General features: G+C 73.6%; 17 protein-coding genes. 14 read left to right on the plus strand and 3 right to left on the minus strand.

Annotated features, from left to right (window positions below; all coding sequences use genetic code 11):
* Positions 1 to 1245, plus strand: a complete 1245-nt coding sequence (gene fabF / locus ACQYWQ_RS04385) for a beta-ketoacyl-ACP synthase II (RefSeq protein ID WP_431032553.1) — start codon at positions 1 to 3, stop codon at positions 1243 to 1245.
* Positions 1246 to 1319: 74 nt separating this feature from the next.
* On the plus strand, positions 1320 to 2990 hold the full coding sequence (locus ACQYWQ_RS04390; protein ID WP_431032554.1) for a class I adenylate-forming enzyme family protein: 1671 nt from the start codon (positions 1320 to 1322) through the stop codon (positions 2988 to 2990).
* Between the two features lie 129 nt (positions 2991 to 3119).
* Here ACQYWQ_RS04390 and ACQYWQ_RS04395 read toward each other — a convergent pair whose 3' ends face one another.
* On the minus strand, positions 3120 to 3992 hold the full coding sequence (locus ACQYWQ_RS04395; protein ID WP_431032555.1) for a DMT family transporter: 873 nt from the start codon (positions 3990 to 3992) through the stop codon (positions 3120 to 3122).
* An 81-nt stretch (positions 3993 to 4073) separates the two neighbouring features.
* Between ACQYWQ_RS04395 and ACQYWQ_RS04400 the strand changes: the two genes are divergently transcribed.
* The 3 genes from ACQYWQ_RS04400 (at position 4074) to ACQYWQ_RS04410 (ending at position 6085) form a co-directional block, all read left to right on the plus strand.
* A complete protein-coding gene (locus ACQYWQ_RS04400) occupies positions 4074 to 4697 on the plus strand; it encodes a histidine phosphatase family protein (RefSeq protein WP_431032556.1) in 624 nt (207 codons plus the stop codon).
* Between the two features lie 195 nt (positions 4698 to 4892).
* Complete coding sequence (locus ACQYWQ_RS04405; RefSeq protein WP_431032557.1) at positions 4893 to 5639, plus strand: SDR family oxidoreductase; 747 nt, start codon at positions 4893 to 4895, stop codon at positions 5637 to 5639.
* Between the two features lie 23 nt (positions 5640 to 5662).
* Complete coding sequence (locus ACQYWQ_RS04410) at positions 5663 to 6085, plus strand: YchJ family protein (RefSeq protein ID WP_431032558.1); 423 nt, start codon at positions 5663 to 5665, stop codon at positions 6083 to 6085.
* A gap of 35 nt (positions 6086 to 6120) precedes the next feature.
* Here the strand turns inward: ACQYWQ_RS04410 and ACQYWQ_RS04415 are convergent, their stop codons facing one another.
* Positions 6121 to 6822, minus strand: coding sequence for a FadR/GntR family transcriptional regulator (locus ACQYWQ_RS04415; protein ID WP_431032559.1), 702 nt, complete (start codon positions 6820 to 6822; stop codon positions 6121 to 6123).
* Between the two features lie 140 nt (positions 6823 to 6962).
* On the opposite strand from ACQYWQ_RS04415, the gene ACQYWQ_RS04420 reads away from it, so the two are divergent.
* A complete protein-coding gene (locus tag ACQYWQ_RS04420) occupies positions 6963 to 7496 on the plus strand; it encodes a gluconokinase (RefSeq protein WP_431032560.1) in 534 nt (177 codons plus the stop codon).
* A 125-nt stretch (positions 7497 to 7621) separates the two neighbouring features.
* Positions 7622 to 9016 carry a GntP family permease gene (locus tag ACQYWQ_RS04425; protein WP_431032561.1) on the plus strand — a complete coding sequence of 465 codons (1395 nt, stop codon included), beginning with the start codon at positions 7622 to 7624 and terminating at the stop codon, positions 9014 to 9016.
* Positions 9017 to 9165: 149 nt separating this feature from the next.
* Here ACQYWQ_RS04425 and ACQYWQ_RS04430 read toward each other — a convergent pair whose 3' ends face one another.
* Positions 9166 to 10821: an FAD-binding dehydrogenase gene (locus ACQYWQ_RS04430; RefSeq protein WP_431032562.1), complete on the minus strand. Its 1656-nt coding sequence runs from the start codon at positions 10819 to 10821 to the stop codon at positions 9166 to 9168.
* Positions 10822 to 11227: 406 nt separating this feature from the next.
* On the opposite strand from ACQYWQ_RS04430, the gene ACQYWQ_RS04435 reads away from it, so the two are divergent.
* From ACQYWQ_RS04435 to ACQYWQ_RS04465, 7 genes are all read left to right on the plus strand, one after another.
* Entirely contained in the window at positions 11228 to 12124 is an 897-nt protein-coding gene (locus tag ACQYWQ_RS04435) for a DMT family transporter (protein WP_431032563.1), read from the plus strand.
* A gap of 71 nt (positions 12125 to 12195) precedes the next feature.
* Positions 12196 to 12903, plus strand: a complete 708-nt coding sequence (locus ACQYWQ_RS04440; RefSeq protein WP_431032564.1) for a TetR family transcriptional regulator — start codon at positions 12196 to 12198, stop codon at positions 12901 to 12903.
* Between the two features lie 66 nt (positions 12904 to 12969).
* The gene (locus tag ACQYWQ_RS04445) at positions 12970 to 13743 is read left to right on the plus strand and encodes an SDR family oxidoreductase (protein ID WP_431032565.1); all 774 of its coding nucleotides are present in this window, start codon (positions 12970 to 12972) and stop codon (positions 13741 to 13743) included.
* Between the two features lie 162 nt (positions 13744 to 13905).
* Positions 13906 to 14442, plus strand: a complete 537-nt coding sequence (locus ACQYWQ_RS04450) for an NUDIX domain-containing protein (protein WP_431032566.1) — start codon at positions 13906 to 13908, stop codon at positions 14440 to 14442.
* Positions 14432 to 14830 (plus strand): YidH family protein, encoded by a 399-nt coding sequence (locus tag ACQYWQ_RS04455; protein ID WP_431032567.1) that lies wholly within the window; start codon positions 14432 to 14434, stop codon positions 14828 to 14830. Before ACQYWQ_RS04450 ends, ACQYWQ_RS04455 begins: the two co-directional genes overlap by 11 nt.
* Entirely contained in the window at positions 14827 to 15132 is a 306-nt protein-coding gene (locus ACQYWQ_RS04460) for a DUF202 domain-containing protein (RefSeq protein ID WP_431032568.1), read from the plus strand. Before ACQYWQ_RS04455 ends, ACQYWQ_RS04460 begins: the two co-directional genes overlap by 4 nt.
* Before the next feature lie 4 nt (positions 15133 to 15136).
* Positions 15137 to 15988 (plus strand): phosphotransferase family protein, encoded by an 852-nt coding sequence (locus ACQYWQ_RS04465; protein WP_431032569.1) that lies wholly within the window; start codon positions 15137 to 15139, stop codon positions 15986 to 15988.
* The last annotated feature ends 88 nt before the right edge of the window (positions 15989 to 16076 follow it).

Below are 16076 nucleotides of genomic sequence, written 5' to 3' on the forward strand. Positions count from 1 at the left end.
GTGCAGACCAATCGACAAGTCGTGGTGACGGGCTTCGGGGCCCTCACCCCGGTCGGCAACGACCGGGAGAGCACGTGGCAGGCGCTCCTCGCGGGTACGTCGGGCATCGCGCCCATCACCGCCTTCGACGCGACCGGGCTGCCGACGACGATCGCCGGCGAGGTGAAGGGCTTCGACCCCTCGGCGCTGCTGGACCGCAAGCGCGAGCGCCGCTCGGCGCGGTTCTCGCAGCTCGCCGTCGCCGCCGCGCGCGAGGCCGTCGCGGACGCCTCGCTCACGGTCGGCGGGGACGGGGTGGACGCGGGCCGCGTCGGTGTCGTCCTGAACAACGCGGTCGCGGGGATGGACGGCATCGAGCGGGCCGTGGACCAGATGCACGCCGATCCGCGCACCATCTCCCCGTACTTCGTGTCGTCCGTGATCCCGAACATGCCGGCCTGCGAGGTCGCGATCGATCTCGGGGTGCGCGGCCCGGTCACGGCGAGCGCGCTCGCCTGCGCGAGCGGCGTGTACGCGCTCCTGGAGGCGCGGCGGCTGATCCTGTCGGGCGAGGCCGACGTGGTGCTCGCGGGCGGGACGGACTCGGCGATCACGCGGGTCATGTTCCAGGGCCTGTCGAACATGGGGGCGCTCTCCAAGCGCAACGACGAGCCCGAGCGGGCCTCGCGGCCCTTCGACGCGGACCGGGACGGTTTCGTCTTCGGTGAGGGCGCCGTCGTGTGCGTCCTGGAGTCGGCCGAGCACGCCGCCGCGCGCGGCGCGCGCCCCTACGCGGAGGTCGCCGGCGGCGCGCTCACCTCGGACGCCTTCCACGTGAGCGCGCCCGACCCGAGCGGGGCCGGGGCCGTCTCGGCGATGCGGCAGGCGCTGGAGCGTACGGGTACGGAGGCGAGCGACGTGGACTACATCTGCGCGCACGGCACGAGCACCCGCATCAACGACCTGACCGAGTCCAAGGCGATCCGCGAGGTGTACGGCAAGAGCGCCTACGACCTCCTCGTCAGCTCCCCGAAGTCGATGGTGGGTCACCTCATCGGCGCGGCGGGGGCGCTCTCGGCGATGGTCGCCGCGCTCGCCATCAGGGACGGCGTCGTGCCGCCCACCATCAACCTCGACCACCCGGGCGAGGAGTGCGATCTGGACTACGTCCCGCACACCGCCCGCAAGGCGGACGTCCGCGCCGCGGCCGTCAACGCCTTCGGCTTCGGCGGCCAGAACTGCGTCGCCGTGCTGAGAGCAGTCTGAGCACCCGTCGTGACCGCGGTCGTCACCCCGCACACGGCCTTTTCCGCGATACGCGAGATACGCGAGATAGAGATATGAACACCACCCCCGCCTACGACCCGGCCGGTTTCCGGGACGTCTTCGAGCAGCGCTTCACCTACTGGGCCGGTTTCGCGCGCAACACGCACCGCTACGCCCGTTCCACCGCGATGTCCGACCCCGCCACGGGGCGCACCTGGACGTACGCGGAGCTGGGCGACGAGGTCGAGCGGCTCGCCGCCGGTCTCGCCGCCCACGGGGTCGGGCCCGGGGACCTCGTGGCCTACCAGCTCTTCAACGGGCCCGAGTTCGCGCTGCTCTGGCTCGCCACGCAGCGCCTGGGGGCGGTGGGTTCGCCGGTCAACTTCCGGCTCGCCCCGGGAGAGACGGCGCACATCCTGGACACCGGGCGCCCGGCCGTCTTCGTCTACGACACCTCCGTCGCCGAGTCCGCGGGGCAGGCCCTGGAACGGGCCGGGCACACGCCGAAGCTCGTCGTGCACGTGCCGTCGGGGCAGGACGGGGACCACCCGCTGCCCGCTTCGCTGCCCTTCGTGCAACTCGCCGAACGGGGCGAGGGGCAGGCGCTGCCGCCTGCCCCCGAGGCCGGGATCTACGCGGAGACCACGCGCCTGTACACCTCGGGCACGACGGGCCTGCCCAAGGGCGTGCCGCTCAACAACGCGGTCGAGGTGCTCTCGGCCCACGACGTGATCATGCACTTCCCGCTCTCGCCGGAGGACCGCACCCTCAACATGTCCCCGTGGTTCCACCGCGGCGGGCTCTACTCGGGCGGCCCCAACCCGGTCTTCTACGTGGGCGGCGAGGTCGTGCCGCTGCGGCACTTCGACGCGGACGTCGTGCTCGACCTCGTCGAGAAGCAGGGCATCACCTTCCTCATCGGCGCGCCGACGAACCTGGAGCGCCTCGCGGACGCGCAGGAGCGCAGGCCGCGCGACCTGACCACGCTGCGCGGCATCGTGACGATGGGCGCGCCCCTGGACCGCGCCGCCTGCCTGCGCTACCAGGAGGTCCTCACGCCGCGGATCTTCAACGGGTACGGGACGACCGAGGCGTTCTGGAACACGTTCCTGCGCCCCGCCGACCTGCCCGACCACGCGGGCAGCGCGGGCCGCGCCTGCACCGACGACGACGTCGCCGTCGTGAAGGTCTACGAGGACAGGCGTGCCGAGCCGGACGACCTCGCGGCGAAGGACGGCAGCGAGATCGGCGAGGTGATCGTGCGCTCGCCGAAGTCCGGCTACGGGTACATCGGGCGGCCCGAGGAGCAGGCCGAGAACTTCCGGCAGGGCTGGCTGTACATCGGCGACCTCGCGACGTGGGACGAGGACGAGTACGTGACGATCGTCGGGCGCCGCGACGACATGATCCTCTCCGGCGGCGAGAACGTGCACCCGGTGCAGGTGGAGGAGGTGCTCAACGAGCACCCGGGCGTCGCGGACGCCGCGGTGGTCGGGGCGCCGGACCCGGAGTGGGGGCAGCTCGTGACCGCGTACGTCGTCCGGAAGGACTCGGAGGTGACGGTCGCCGACCTGGAGAAGCACTGCCGGGCGCACCCGATGCTCGCGGCCTACAAGAGGCCGAGGGCCTACCGGTTCGTGGACGCGCTGCCCGTGACGTCGACCGGCAAGAAGATCCACTACCAGCTGCGCGAGCGGGTGGCCGCGGACGCGGAGGCGGGGCTGCTGGAGCGGGTGAGCCGGTAGCCGAGGGACCGGCGTCCGGCGGGGGCGGGGCTCCCGGGGCGCCCGGTCCACCACCCTCCTGCCCCTCTTGCACCTCCTGCCCCTCCTGCCCCTCGGCTCCGGGGGGCGGGAGGGCGGAGCGGGCGGTCTTCATCCGCGGGTGACGGTTCCCTGGGCCAGGGGCGAGCGGGCCAGTTCCGCCACGCCCACCGCGATGACCGCAGCCCCGGCCAGTTCCGGGACGAGCCACCAGCCGGTGCGGAGGTGTTCGCCGAAGAGGACCACCCCGTAGACGATGCTGATCAGGGCGTCGCCCAGGGTCAGCATCGGCTGGGAAGCGGCGAGGGAGCCGGCCTGGAGGGCGTTCTGGAGGAGGAAGAGCGCGCCGACGCCGGCCAGTGCCGTTCCGTACAGCTGCCAGCTGGAGAAGAGCGCGGCGAGTCCGCCGCCGCCCTCCAGGTGGGCCAGCGCGTCCTTCATGAGCGCCGCCGTGAGCGCGTAGCCGCACGCGGCGGCGAGGCCGAGGAGGGCGGCGCGCGGGTTGCCCCTGGTGCTGAGCGCGAGGCCCAGGACCAGCGCCTCGAACAGGCCCGTCACGACGAGGACGGGGAGCCACGTCAGTCCGTGCGCCCGTTCCGTGCCGCCGCCCGGCGCCGCGCTCGCCATGCCGAGTGCCAGGCCGAGCGTCACGGCGACGACCCCGGTCCAGACGCGCGCGCCGAGCCTGACCTTGAAGAGGTGGCCCGCCAGGAGCAGCGTCGCGGGCAGCTCGATCACGAAGATCGGCTGCACGACCGCGATGGGGCCCGTCGCGAGCGCCACCGCCTGGCACGCCGCCGCGACGAGCACCATGCCGATCCCGGCGAGCCACACGCGCTGCCGCACCAGTTTCCCGATCAGCGAGACGTGCAGCACGTCGCTGTCGGGGACGGTCGCGGCCGCTCGCCGCTGGAGCACGGAGGCGGTGCCGTTGCTGATGGCCGTCAGCACGGCGAACAGGACGCTGATCACACGGACCATCATGCGCCGTGCGGGCGAGGGGCGCCGGATGGAATGGCGCGTGCGATGGCAGGGTTGGACCGGGTACGAGCAAGGAGTGGCCCTATGGGTGAAGTGATCCTGGTCCGGCACGGCGAGACCGCCTGGAGCCTGACCGGCAAGCACACGAGTTACACGGAGCTGCCGCTCACCGCGCGCGGCGAGGAGCAGGCGAGGTCCCTCGCGCCGCTGCTCGCCCGGCGCAGGATCGCGCTCACCGTCACGAGCCCGATGCTGCGGGCCGTACGGACGGCGCGGCTGGCCGGGCTCGGCGACACGTTCACGGACCCGGAGCTGCACGAGTGGGACTACGGGGCGTACGAGGGCGTGACGACCGCGCACATCCACCAGGAGCGGCCCGACTGGGATCTGTGGCGCGACGGGGTCGACCAGGGTCCCGCCGAGCACCCGGGCGAGACGCCGAAGGAGGTCGGCGAGCGCGCCGACCGGGTACTCGCGCGGGTCGACAAGGCCTTGCGGGACGCGGATCTCGACGGCGAGGGCGGCGATGTGGTGCTGGTCGCGCACGCGCACTTCCTGCGGGCGCTCACCGCGCGCAGGCTCGGCCTCGACGTGTCCGCCGGGGCGCTTTTCCGCCTGGACGTGGGCTCGCTGAGCCGGCTGGGGACGGAGCACGGCAGGCCGGTCGTCTCGGCGTGGAACGTGACGCCGGACGACCGGGGCGAGTAGTCCGCGGGAGGCGGCGGACCCCTCGCAGGGGCTCCGCCCCGCCTCCCCGTTCCGCCTCTCTCCCCCTGTTCCGCCCCTCTCCCCCGCTCCCCCGCCCCGCCCGCTCCCAGGCCCCGCCCCAGGAGAGGCGGGCCCGTCGTGGCGGACTTAGCGTGGAAGGGCACGCCAGCCCGCCACCTCCGGGAGGGAGCCGTCATGAAGGTCGGTGTCATCGGCGGTACGGGCCGCGTCGGCTCGCGGCTCATCGCGCATCTCCAGGCGGACGGCCATCAGGGCGTGGCTCTCGTGCGGTCCACCGGGGTCGATGTCGTGACCGGTGAGGGGCTGCGCGAGGGGCTGGAGGGGTGTGCGGTGTGCGTGGACCTGTCCACGCCGCCCGCCTTCGACGAGAGCGCGCTGCGGTTCCAGGAGCAGGCCATGACGCACATGGTCGAGGCCGGGCGGGCCGCGGGCGTGGAGCACTACGTCGTGCTCTCCGTCGTCGGCTGCGACGAGGTGCCCCAGGTGCCCTACTACGCGGCGAAGACCTACCAGGAGCAGGCCCTCGCCGACTCGGGGGTGCCGTGGTCGGTGCTGCGGGCCACGCAGTTCGACGAGTTCATCCCTGATGTCATGGACTGGACGACCGAGCGCGGGGTCGTGCGGCTGCCGTCCACGCCCCTCCAGCCCGTCGCCGTGGCCGATGTCGTGAGCCTGCTCGTCGACATCGTGCGGGGGCGGCCGACGCGGGCCCGTGCGCACCTCGCCGGGCCCGAGGTCATCGACCTCGACGACCTCGCCAGGCACGTACTGGCCCTGCGCCCCGACGGACGGGCCGTCGTGACCGACGAGAGCGCGGGGATCTTCGCCGCCGTCCCCGGGCGCGAGCTGACCGCTCCGCGCGACGCGACGATCGCGCCGACCACCTTCGACGCGTGGCTGCGCGATTCCCTGCCCGGGTAGGCGCGGGGCACGCACCCGGCACAATGGGCGGCATGGCCCCTCGCAAAGCAGCCCGTACCTCCGCCGCACCCGCCACCTGCCCCTGCGGGGACCCCGCCCCCTACGCCGGGCACTGCGGGAAGCTGCACGCGGGCGGGGTCGCCGCGCGGGCCGAGGACCTCATGCGGGCCAGGTACAGCGCCTTCGTCGTGGGCGACGAGGCGTACCTGCGGCGCAGCTGGCACCCGGACACGTGTCCGCCGGTGCTCGGGCTCGACGCCGGGACGCGCTGGGAGGGTCTGGAGATCGAGGGGAGCGAGCGCGGCAGCGCCTTCCACCAGGACGGCACCGTGACCTTCCGCGCCCGCTACCGCGAGGGCGGCAGCCCCGGCGCGCTCCACGAGCGGAGCCGCTTCACGCGGCTCGCGGGGGAGTGGGTGTACGTGGACGGGGACTTCCTGGACTGAGCGTCGCCCGCCCGGGCCGGGCAACGGCCCGGCCCTCAGGGCGCCAGCACGTCCAGTTCGTGCAGCGCGCCCACCGTGATCTCGCGCGTGAGCGCCTCCGCGCGGGCCGCGTCCCTCGCCCGTACGGCCTCGGCGACCTGCACGTGCAGGGTCACGGCCGCGGGGTCCGGGTCCTCGAACATGACCTGATGGCGGGTGCGTCCGGTGAGGATCGCCGCGACGACGTCGCCGAGGCGCGCGAACATCTCGTTGCGCGAGGCGGTCAGCACGATGCGGTGGAACTCGACGTCGTGCACCAGGTACGCCTCCAGGCGGCGTCCGTGCGAGGTGGCGACCATGCCGAGCGCGGCCTCGGTGAGCGCCGCGCACTCCTCGGGGGTGCAGTTGCGGGCGGCCAGCCCGGCCGCGACCGGTTCGACGGCCGAGCGCAGGACGGTCAGGGAGCGGAGCTGGCGGGGGCGGTCGGCACCGGCGAGGCGCCAGCCGATGACACTCGGGTCGTAGACGTTCCACTCCTCGATGGGACGGACCGTCACCCCGACCCTGCGGCGTGAGCTGACGAGGCGCATCGCCTCCAGGACCCGGATCGCCTCACGGATCACCGAACGCGAGACCTCGAAGCGCTCCGCGAGGGCGTCGGTGCGCAGCACGCTGCCCGGCGGGTACTCGCCCCCCGTGATGGCTTTGCCCAGGTGGTCGAGTACGCGGCCGTGGAGGCCCCCGTCCTGCGAAGTCATGGGCTCAGGGTACGGTGCGTTGCGCACTCCGCAATACGTAAGACTTTTACGTCACACCCTCTTGAATAAGTATGACGTATGGGTTTCAGTTGCGTGCACAGACGAGGTCGAAGAAGACAGCGAAGGACAACGAGGCAGCGATGAGCACCCCCCCTGTCGTCGTGGTGATGGGCGTCGCCGGAACCGGCAAGACGACCATCGGGCCACTCGTGGCCGAACAGCTCGGCGTCACGTACGCCGAGGGCGACGACTTCCACCCCCCGGCCAATATCGCCAAGATGAGCGCCGGGACCCCGCTCGACGACGCGGACCGTGCCCCGTGGCTCGACGCCATCGGGCGCTGGGCGCATGGGCGGGCCGACCAGGGCGGCGTGGTCAGCTGCTCGGCGCTCAAGCGTTCCTACCGGGACCGGCTGCGCGCCGAGGCTCCCGGGCTCGTCTTCCTCCACCTCACGGGCGACCGGGCCCTCATCGAGGACCGGATGGGGCACCGTCAGGGCCACTTCATGCCGACGAAGCTCCTGGACTCGCAGTTCGCGACGCTCCAGCCGCTCGGTCCCGACGAGAAGGGGGTCGAGGTCGACGTGAGCGGCACTCCCGAGGAGATCGCCGCACGCGCCGTCGCCGCCCTCAGGCCCCCGGCCTCCGCGCCCGCCCCCGAGCCCGCGCCCTAGCCCGCGCGGGCCGTGCCCCGGGACGGTCCCCCTCCCCACGGACGACCGGCCCCCTCCCCCACAGCCCCCTCCCCCACCGTCCTCACCCCCACCTCCCCATCCCCACTCCCCCCAAGGAAGAGACCGTGACCAGTCTCAGCGTCGAGATGCTGGCAGCGGACGCCGAGCCGATCACCTCGGCGGGCAACGCCCAGCTCGGGATAGCCGTCGTGCTCGGCATCGCCGTCATCGTCGTCCTCATCGCGAAGTTCAAACTCCACGCCTTTCTGGCCCTGACGATCGGCGCGCTCGTGCTCGGCGCCGTGGCCGGTGCCCCGCTCGACAAAACGATCACCAGCTTCACGACGGGCCTCGGCTCGACCGTGGCCAGTACCGGTGTGCTCATCGCGCTCGGCTCGATCCTCGGCAAGCTCCTCGCCGACTCCGGGGGCGCCGACCGGATCGTGGACACGATCATCGCCAAGGCGAGCCCGAAGAAGATGCCGTGGGCGATGGTGCTCATCGCCGCGGTGATCGGGCTGCCGATCTTCTTCGAGGTCGGCATCGTGCTGCTCATCCCGGTCGTCCTCATGGTCGCCAAGCGCGGCAACTACTCGCTCATGCGGATCGGTATCCCCGCGCTCGCCGGTCTGTCGGTCATGCACGGTCTCGTCCCGCCGCACCCCGGGCCGCTCGTCGCCGTCGACGCGCTCGACGCCAACCTCGGCATCACGCTCGCGCTCGGCATCCTCGTCGCGATCCCCTCGGTCATCGTCGCGGGCCCGCTCTTCGCGCGCTACGCGGCCCGCTGGGTCGACGTGAGGGCCCCCGAGGACATGACGCCGAAGCGCGCGAGCGACGACCTGGAGAAGACCCCCGGCTTCTTCGCCACCGTCGCGACGCTGCTCCTGCCGGTCGTCCTCATGCTGCTCAAGGCGGTCGTCGACATCATCATCGACGACCCTGCCGACCTGACGCAGCGCGTCTTCGACGTCATCGGCAACCCGATGTTCGCCCTCCTCGTGGCGTGCCTGCTCGGCCTCTTCACGCTGGGCCGCGCGGCCGGCTTCACGCGGGACCGGCTCTCCGAGACCGTCGAGAAGTCGCTCATGCCGATCGCCGGCGTGCTCCTCATCGTCGCCGCCGGTGGTGGCTTCAAGCAGGTGCTCGTGGACGGCGGCGTGGGCCAGATGATCCTGGACATCTCCAAGAACTGGTCGGTCCCCGCGCTCCTGCTCGCCTGGCTCATCGCGGTCATCATCCGCCTCGCGACCGGCTCGGCGACCGTCGCCACGGTCTCCGCCGCGGGCCTCGCCTCCGGCCTCGCCGACGGCATGTCCACGACGCACGTGGCCCTCATGGTCCTCGCGATCGGCGCGGGCTCGCTCTTCTTCAGCCACGTCAACGACGCGGGCTTCTGGCTCGTGAAGGGCTACTTCGGGCTCGACGTGGGCCAGACCGTCAAGACGTGGTCGTTCATGGAGACGATCCTGTCGGTCATGGGCCTTGTGATGGTGCTGCTGCTGTCGCTGGTCCTGTAGCGGCGGCAGGCGTACGCGCGAGGGGCGGGTCCGGGAAACGGGCCCGCCCCTCGCGCGTACGCGGCACGGGCCCGCCCCTCGCGCGTACGCGTACGTGCGGGGCGGGCCCGTGGCCCGTACGGGAGCGCCGACGGGCCGTACCCCGGGGCTCAGCCCACCGCCTTCGCCGCCGCCCTGCCCGCCGTGCGGCCCGAGAAGAGGCAGCCGCCGAGGAAGGTGCCCTCCAGGGAGCGGTAGCCGTGGACGCCGCCGCCCCCGAAGCCCGCCGCCTCGCCCGCCGCGTAGACGCCGGGGAGCGGGTCGCCCGCCTCGGTGAGGACGCGCGAGGACAGGTCGGTCTCCAGGCCGCCGAGGGACTTGCGGGTCAGGATGTGCAGCTTCACCGCGATGAGCGGGCCCGCCGCGGGGTCCAGGACGCGGTGCGGCGCCGCCGCGCGGATGAGGCGGTCGCCGAGGAACTTGCGGGCGCCGCGGATCGCCGTGACCTGGAGGTCCTTGGTGAAGGGGTTGGCGATCTCGCGGTCGCGCTCGACGAGGACGCGGCGCAGGGCCTCCTCCTCGATGAGCGGCTCGTCCGTGAGCGCGTTCATGCCCCGTACCAGCGCCCCGAGGTCCTTCTCGACGACGAAGTCGGCGCCGTGGTCCATGAACGCCTTCACCGGGCCCGGCACGTCCGCGCGGGCGCGGTCGATGACGCCGCGCACGGACTTGCCCGTGAGGTCCGGGTTCTGCTCGGAACCCGAGAGCGTGAACTCCTTGCCGATGATGCGCTGATTGAGCACGAACCACGTGTAGCCGTGACCCGTGCGCATGATGTGGTCGAGCGTGCCGAGCGTGTCGAAGCCGGGGAAGAGCGGGACGGGCAGGCGTTTGCCCTCGGCGTCGAGCCACAGCGAGGAGGGGCCGGGCAGGATGCGGATGCCGTGCCTGGCCCAGATCGGGTCCCAGTTCTGGATGCCCTCGGTGTAGTGCCACATGCGGTCGCCGTTGATGAGGTGGCCGCCCGCATCGCCCGCGACCTTGAGCATGAGCCCGTCGACGTGCGCGGGGACCCCGGAGAGCAGCTTCTGCGGCGGGGTGCCGAGCCGGGCGGGCCACGCCGCGCGGACGAGGTCGTGGTTGCCGCCGATGCCGCCCGTCGTGACGATCACGGCCTGCGCGCGCAGTTCGAAGGAGCCCGTCACTGTGCGGCTGCTCGGAGTGCCGCGCGCGGCCCCCGACGGCTCCAGGATCTCGCCGCTCACGGTGTCCACGCTGCCCGCGCCGCGCCCGAGCCCCGTGACGCGGTGCCGGAAGCGGAAGTCGACCAGGCCCCGCGCCGCGGCCTCGCGCACGCGCCGCACGAAGGGCGCGAGCAGCCCGGGGCCGGTGCCCCACGTGATGTGGAAGCGCGGTACGGAGTTGCCGTGGCCGCCCGCGTCGTAGCCGCCCCGTTCCGCCCAGCCGACGACGGGGAAGAGCCGTACGCCCATCCTGTGCAGCCACGACCGCTTCTCGCCCGCAGCGAAGTCGACGTACGCCTCGGCCCAGCGGCGCGGCCACAGGTCCTCCTCGCGGTCGAAGCCCGCCGTGCCCATCCAGTCCTGGAGCGCCAGCTCGCGGCTGTCGCGGATGCGCAGCCTGCGCTGCTCGGGCGAGTCGACGAGGAAGAGCCCGCCGAAGGACCAGTGGGCCTGACCGCCGAGCGACTGCTCGGGTTCCTGGTCGAGGAGGATCACCTTGCGCCCGGCGTCGGCGAGTTCGGCGGTCGCGGCGAGCCCCGCGAGCCCCCCGCCGATCACGATGACGTCCGCGTCGTAGGCCATGCGGCTCTTCCTGTCCTGTGAGGCCCGCGGGCACGGGGGCCGTACGGGGCGGCGGGTCCCGCCCGCTCGGCGGGGGTTACCGGTGAGTCAGTTCCCGTCGCATCCTGGCCGGGCCACCGGGTCGCGTCAACAGTCGGGAAGACCCCGCATCGCACCGCCCACGGCCTCGTACCGCACCGCCCACGGCCTCGTACCGCAGCGCCCACGGCCTCGTACCGCACCGCCCACGGCCTCGTACCGCAGCGCCCACGGCCTCGCGCCGCGCCACCCCGACGGCCTCGTACCCGACCCGCCCGAAGGGCCCCGCATCGGCCGTCCGGAGGCGGGTACCCGTCGGGCGGAACGGGCGGCGGGGCGATATCGTCGGCTCGGCAGCCACCCCCCACCCGGTGTTGAGGTGCGCGACGTGTCGGTACTGGTCCTGGTCCTGGCGGTGGCCGCCGCGTTCTGCCTGGGCACGGGCTTCGTCTTCCAGCAGAACGCCGCGCAGCACGCCCCGCCCGGCGACTTCCTCTCGCCGCGCATCCTGCTCGTCCTCGTCCGCAAGCCGCGCTGGCTCGCGGGCATCGGGCTCATGGTCGCCGGCATGGTCCTCAGCGCGCTCGCGCTCGGCGACGGCGAGATCTCCCTCGTCGAGCCCTTCCTCGCCACCAACCTCCTCTTCGCGATGGGGCTTTCGCGCTGGCAGACGGGGCAGCCGCTCGGCCGCCAGGGCTGGAGCGGGCTCATCCTGCTCACCGGCGGGGTCGCCGCGTTCATCCTCGCGGGGCGCCCGAGCGGCGGCGACGCGATCACCGACCCGCTGCGGCGCTGGCTCATCATCGGCCTCATGCTCGGCATCGCGCTGCTCCTCGCCGCCTACGCCAGCCGCTCGCGCCTCACCGCCGCGCCCGCGCTCCTCGCCACGGGCGCGGGGCTCCTGTACGGGGTGCAGGACGCCCTCACGCGGGTGAGCGGCGAGGTCTTCGGCGACGGCGGCTTCGGGGCGCTCGTCCTGACGTGGGAGCCCTACGTCGTCGTGGCGCTCGGCGTCAGCGGGCTCATCCTCGTGCAGAGCGCCTTCGAGGCGGGGCCGCTGCGCACCTCGCTGCCCGCGCTCTCGGCGACCCAGCCGCTCGCCGGCATCGTGTGCGGGGTCGGATTCCTCGGCGACCAGCTCCGCATGGACGCGGGGGCGCTCGCGGGCGAGGCGGCGGGGCTCGCGGCGATCGTGGTGGGGATCGTGCTTCTGGGGCGCCACCCCGCGATGCCCTCGGGGAAGGCCGAGCCTCCGCGACCGGAGAAGGACCTGCAACCGGGGTGAGCGGGAGCCCTTCGGGGACCGGCTCGCGCACGCGTTCGCTTTTAATAATGGCCAGTATTAATGTGGTGGGTATGTCACCGAGAACGCCACGGAGCGCAGGAAGCGAGCGGGGCCCTTCCACGCGCGAGAAGCTGATCCGCGCGGCGGAGGAGGTCTTCGCCGAGCAAGGGGTGCACGGGGCCCAGCTCCGCGATGTCGTACGGCTCGCCGGGCAGGGGAACCCCTCGGCGGTGCAGTACCACTTCGGCTCGCGGCAGGGGCTGCTCGACGCGGTCATGGCCGCGCGCCAGGAGCGCACCGAACGCGTCCTCGCGGGGCTCGTCGAAACGGAGGGCTCACCCGGGGCGACCGCGCCCGGCGAGGAGACCGCGCCCGACGAGGACAGCGTGCCCGCGACGGCCCGACGGCTCCTCACCGCGCTCGTCCGGGCCGAGGCGAGCGAGCTGGGGAGCACCCGGGGACTGCGCGGACTGCGGATCTCGGCGCAGCTCAGCCATGAGAGCGGCGTACGGACCGGGGTACCGCACCCGACGCTCGACGGCACCGCGTACTGGCGGCTCATCGTGCGGCTCGGCGACTGCCTGCCCGCGCTTCCCCGACCCCTGCGCCTGGAGCGCACCGACCTCGTCCTGACCCTGATCGGCGCGGCGCTCGCCGACCGGGCCCGGCAGTACCTGGCGGGAACGACGCCGCTCACGGACGAGGAGTTGTTCCTCGCCGACCTCGTGGGCACGAGCCTCGCCGTCCTGACGGCACCCGCGCCCGGCCCCACCACCTGAACACCGCTCCACCCGAACAGCACACCACCCGAACCCGAACCAGGCACCCCCGGAGGAAGCACCACCATGAACGAGAAGCACGACCTGACCGGCAAGACCGTCATCGTCACCGGGGGCGCCCGGGGACTCGGCGCGCAGACGGCGCGGCGGGCCGTCGACGCGGGGGCGCGCGTCGTCCTCGCCGACGTACTCGACGCGGAGGGCGAGGCCACGGCGGCCGCGCTCGGCGAGCGCGCCCGTTACCAGCACATCGACGTGACGTCCGAGGCGGACTGGCGGCGCGTCGTCGCCTACGCGCGGGAGGAGTGCGGTGGGGTGCACGGCCTCGTCAACAACGCCGGTGTCTCGACCGGGCAGCCGCTGGAGAGCGAGAGCGTCGAGCACTTCCGGAAGGTCGTCGACATCAACCTGACGGGCGTCTTCATCGGGATGCGCACCGTCATACCCGCCATGAAGGAGGCGGGCGGCGGCTCGATCGTCAACATCTCCTCGGCCGCCGGGCTCATGGGCCTCGCGCTCACCTCCAGCTACGGCGCGTCGAAGTGGGGTGTCCGGGGCCTGAGCAAGGTCGCCGCCGTCGAGCTGGGCACGGACCGCGTGCGCGTGAACTCGGTGCACCCCGGGATGACGTACACGCCGATGACGTCGGTGACCGGTATCGAGCGGGGCGAGGGCAACTACCCGAACACCCCGATGGGCCGGGTCGGCGAACCCGACGAGATCGCGCAGGCGGTGCTCTTCCTCCTCTCGGACGCCGCCTCGTACGTGACGGGCGCGGAGCTGGCCGTGGACGGCGGGTGGACGACCGGGCCGACCGTGAAGTACGTGAGGGGGCAGTAGTCCCGCACGCCACTCGGCGAGGTGACCGACGCGGCGGGGTACGCGGCCGGGGGCCCGCCCCTCGCGACCGGGGGCCCGCTCCTCGCGACGGGCCCACCGGGGCGGGCGGCGGCGCGGGAGGGGTGGGCGCGCCCGGCGGGCGGGCGGTGGTTGGATGGGCGCATGGCTTCCGCGCATCAGACCCCCGCCGATCCCGCCGACGAGATCCTGGACGTCGTGGACCTGGAGGACCGGGTGACCGGGCAGGCGCGGCGCGGGGACGTGTACGCGCGGGGCCTGCGCCACCGGTGCGTGTTCATCCGCGTCAGGGACGCGCGGGGCCGGGTCTTCGTGCACCGCAGGACGCCGTCGAAGCTCGTCTTCCCCTCGCACTACGACATGTTCGTCGGCGGTGTCGTGGGGGCCGGTGAGTCCTACGACGAGGCGGCGCTGCGCGAGGCGGAGGAGGAGCTGGGCGTGCACGGCATCGACAGGCCCGTACCGCTCTTCCGTTTCCTGTACGAGGACGCCTCGGCGGGTTCCTGGTGGTCGGCCGTCTACGACGTGCGGTGCGCGCTGCCCGTGCGGCCGCAGGCCGAGGAGGTCGCCTGGCACGACTTCCTCACGGACGAGGAGCTGGCGGCCAGGATCGGCACGTGGCCCTGGGTGCCCGACGGGCTCGCCGCGTACGAGCGGCTGCGCGCGCACGATGGGCGCTGAGCGGCCGGAGGGGCCGCTGCGCCGCCTCCTCTCCCCCGCCCGTGTCGCGCGCGAGGGCACGACCCCCGACTACCGCTTCTCGCTCGCCAACGAGCGCACCTTCCTCGCCTGGCTGCGCACCTCGCTCGCCCTCGTGGGCGGCGGTTTCGCCGTCGACCAGTTCCTCCCCGACCTGCGCTGGGCCTTCCGCGTGGGGCTCGCGCTCGCGCTGCTGGGCTGCGGGGTGCTGTGCGCGCTGCGCGCGGTCGTGCACTGGCTGCGCTGCGAGCGCGCGATGCGGCGCGGCGAGGACCTGCCGGTCACACGCTTCCCCGTGCTCCTCAGCCTCGTCATCGCCGCTGTCGCCGTCGTGATGGTCGTGGTCGTGCTCTTCGGTCTCGCCGGATGAGCGGGCCGCTCCCGGCGCGCGATCCCGGGCTCCAGCCGGAGCGGACCCGCCTCGCCTGGCGCCGCACCGCGCTCTCCGCGACCGTCGCAGGGGTGCTCGCGCTCAAGGCCGCGCTCGCGCACGGGGCGCCCCTGGCCTGGGGGGCCTGCGTCGTGCCCGTACTCCTGCTCCTCGGTCTCGCCACGCGGCGCGCGCGGGCCCTGGCGGCGCCGCGTCCGGCCGCGCTCGGGCCCCGGTACGCACTTCTCGCCGCCTGCTGCGCCGGAACCCTGGCGCTCGCGGCCGTTCCTGTGATCCTCTGACAGTGTGACGGTACGGGTACGGCGCACGACGCCCCGGTGGCACACACATGAACTCCGGCTCGGCACCGACGAGGTGACCAAGCGGTACCACGACACGCAGGCGGAACCCGCCGAGCGCGAGTGGCGGGCGCTCGTCCTGCTCCAGCGGCACGCGCCCGGGCTCGCCCCGCGCCCGGTGCGCCGCACCGAGGGCAGGCACCCGGGCCTCGTGATGTCCAGGCTGCCCGGCGAGCCCCTGCGCGGCACCCCCGTGACGGGGCCGGCGCTCGGGGCGCTCGCCGACTCCGTGGCGCGGCTGCTCGACGCCGTACCGCCGGCTGCCGCCGCCGCGCTGCCCGAGCGGCGCGCGGGACGGGCCGAGGCGACGGCGCGCATCCGGCAGTGGTACGCGCGCCGCACCCCGGCCGCGCGCGAACCGGGCGTGGCCGCCGTGCTCGCCGAGGGGATGCGGTGGCTGGAGCGGCCCTGGCCGGCCGTCGCCGAGGAGGCCGGGCTGGAACCCGTGCTCGGGCAGGGCGACGGGAACCTCGCCAACTTCCTGTGGGACGGGGAGGAGGTGCGCGTCGTGGACTTCGAGGAGTCCGGCCGCAGCGACCGGGCCTTCGAACTCGCCGAGATCACCGAACACGTCGGCTCCTGGGTGGACCCGGGCACGGTCTTCGACGCCGAGGAGTTCCTCGGGCTCGTGCCGCTGGACGCGGGCGAGCGGATCAGGCTCCTGGAGTGCAGGCGGCTCATCGCGCTCGTGTGGCTGCTCCTGCTCACGCGTGACGACCCGGCGCGCCCGCGCAATCCGCGCGGCACGGCGGGGGCGCAGGCGGCACGGCTCGCCGCGCTGCTCGGGCAGGAGGGCTGACGGCCGCCCGTACGGGCGGAGGGCTGACGGCCGCCCGTGCGAGCCCGTGGGGCGGATCACGCGCCTCCCCGCGTCCCCACCTCTGGAC

This window comes from Streptomyces sp. P6-2-1 (assembly GCF_050613165.1).
Classification (GTDB): Bacteria; Actinomycetota; Actinomycetes; order Streptomycetales; family Streptomycetaceae; genus Streptomyces.

What these genes read in the sequence shown, in the direction of transcription:
- ACQYWQ_RS04390 (WP_431032554.1), top strand. Translation starts at nt 1,320, where the DNA reads ATGAACACCACCCCCGCCTACGACCCGGCCGGTTTCCGGGACGTCTTC.
- ACQYWQ_RS04395 (WP_431032555.1), bottom strand. Translation starts at nt 3,992, where the DNA reads ATGATGGTCCGTGTGATCAGCGTCCTGTTCGCCGTGCTGACGGCCATC.
- ACQYWQ_RS04400 (WP_431032556.1), top strand. Translation starts at nt 4,074, where the DNA reads ATGGGTGAAGTGATCCTGGTCCGGCACGGCGAGACCGCCTGGAGCCTG.
- ACQYWQ_RS04405 (WP_431032557.1), top strand. Translation starts at nt 4,893, where the DNA reads ATGAAGGTCGGTGTCATCGGCGGTACGGGCCGCGTCGGCTCGCGGCTC.
- ACQYWQ_RS04410 (WP_431032558.1), top strand. Translation starts at nt 5,663, where the DNA reads ATGGGCGGCATGGCCCCTCGCAAAGCAGCCCGTACCTCCGCCGCACCC.
- ACQYWQ_RS04415 (WP_431032559.1), bottom strand. Translation starts at nt 6,822, where the DNA reads ATGACTTCGCAGGACGGGGGCCTCCACGGCCGCGTACTCGACCACCTG.
- ACQYWQ_RS04420 (WP_431032560.1), top strand. Translation starts at nt 6,963, where the DNA reads ATGAGCACCCCCCCTGTCGTCGTGGTGATGGGCGTCGCCGGAACCGGC.
- ACQYWQ_RS04430 (WP_431032562.1), bottom strand. Translation starts at nt 10,821, where the DNA reads ATGGCCTACGACGCGGACGTCATCGTGATCGGCGGGGGGCTCGCGGGG.
- ACQYWQ_RS04440 (WP_431032564.1), top strand. Translation starts at nt 12,196, where the DNA reads ATGTCACCGAGAACGCCACGGAGCGCAGGAAGCGAGCGGGGCCCTTCC.
- ACQYWQ_RS04445 (WP_431032565.1), top strand. Translation starts at nt 12,970, where the DNA reads ATGAACGAGAAGCACGACCTGACCGGCAAGACCGTCATCGTCACCGGG.
- ACQYWQ_RS04450 (WP_431032566.1), top strand. Translation starts at nt 13,906, where the DNA reads ATGGCTTCCGCGCATCAGACCCCCGCCGATCCCGCCGACGAGATCCTG.
- ACQYWQ_RS04455 (WP_431032567.1), top strand. Translation starts at nt 14,432, where the DNA reads ATGGGCGCTGAGCGGCCGGAGGGGCCGCTGCGCCGCCTCCTCTCCCCC.
- ACQYWQ_RS04460 (WP_431032568.1), top strand. Translation starts at nt 14,827, where the DNA reads ATGAGCGGGCCGCTCCCGGCGCGCGATCCCGGGCTCCAGCCGGAGCGG.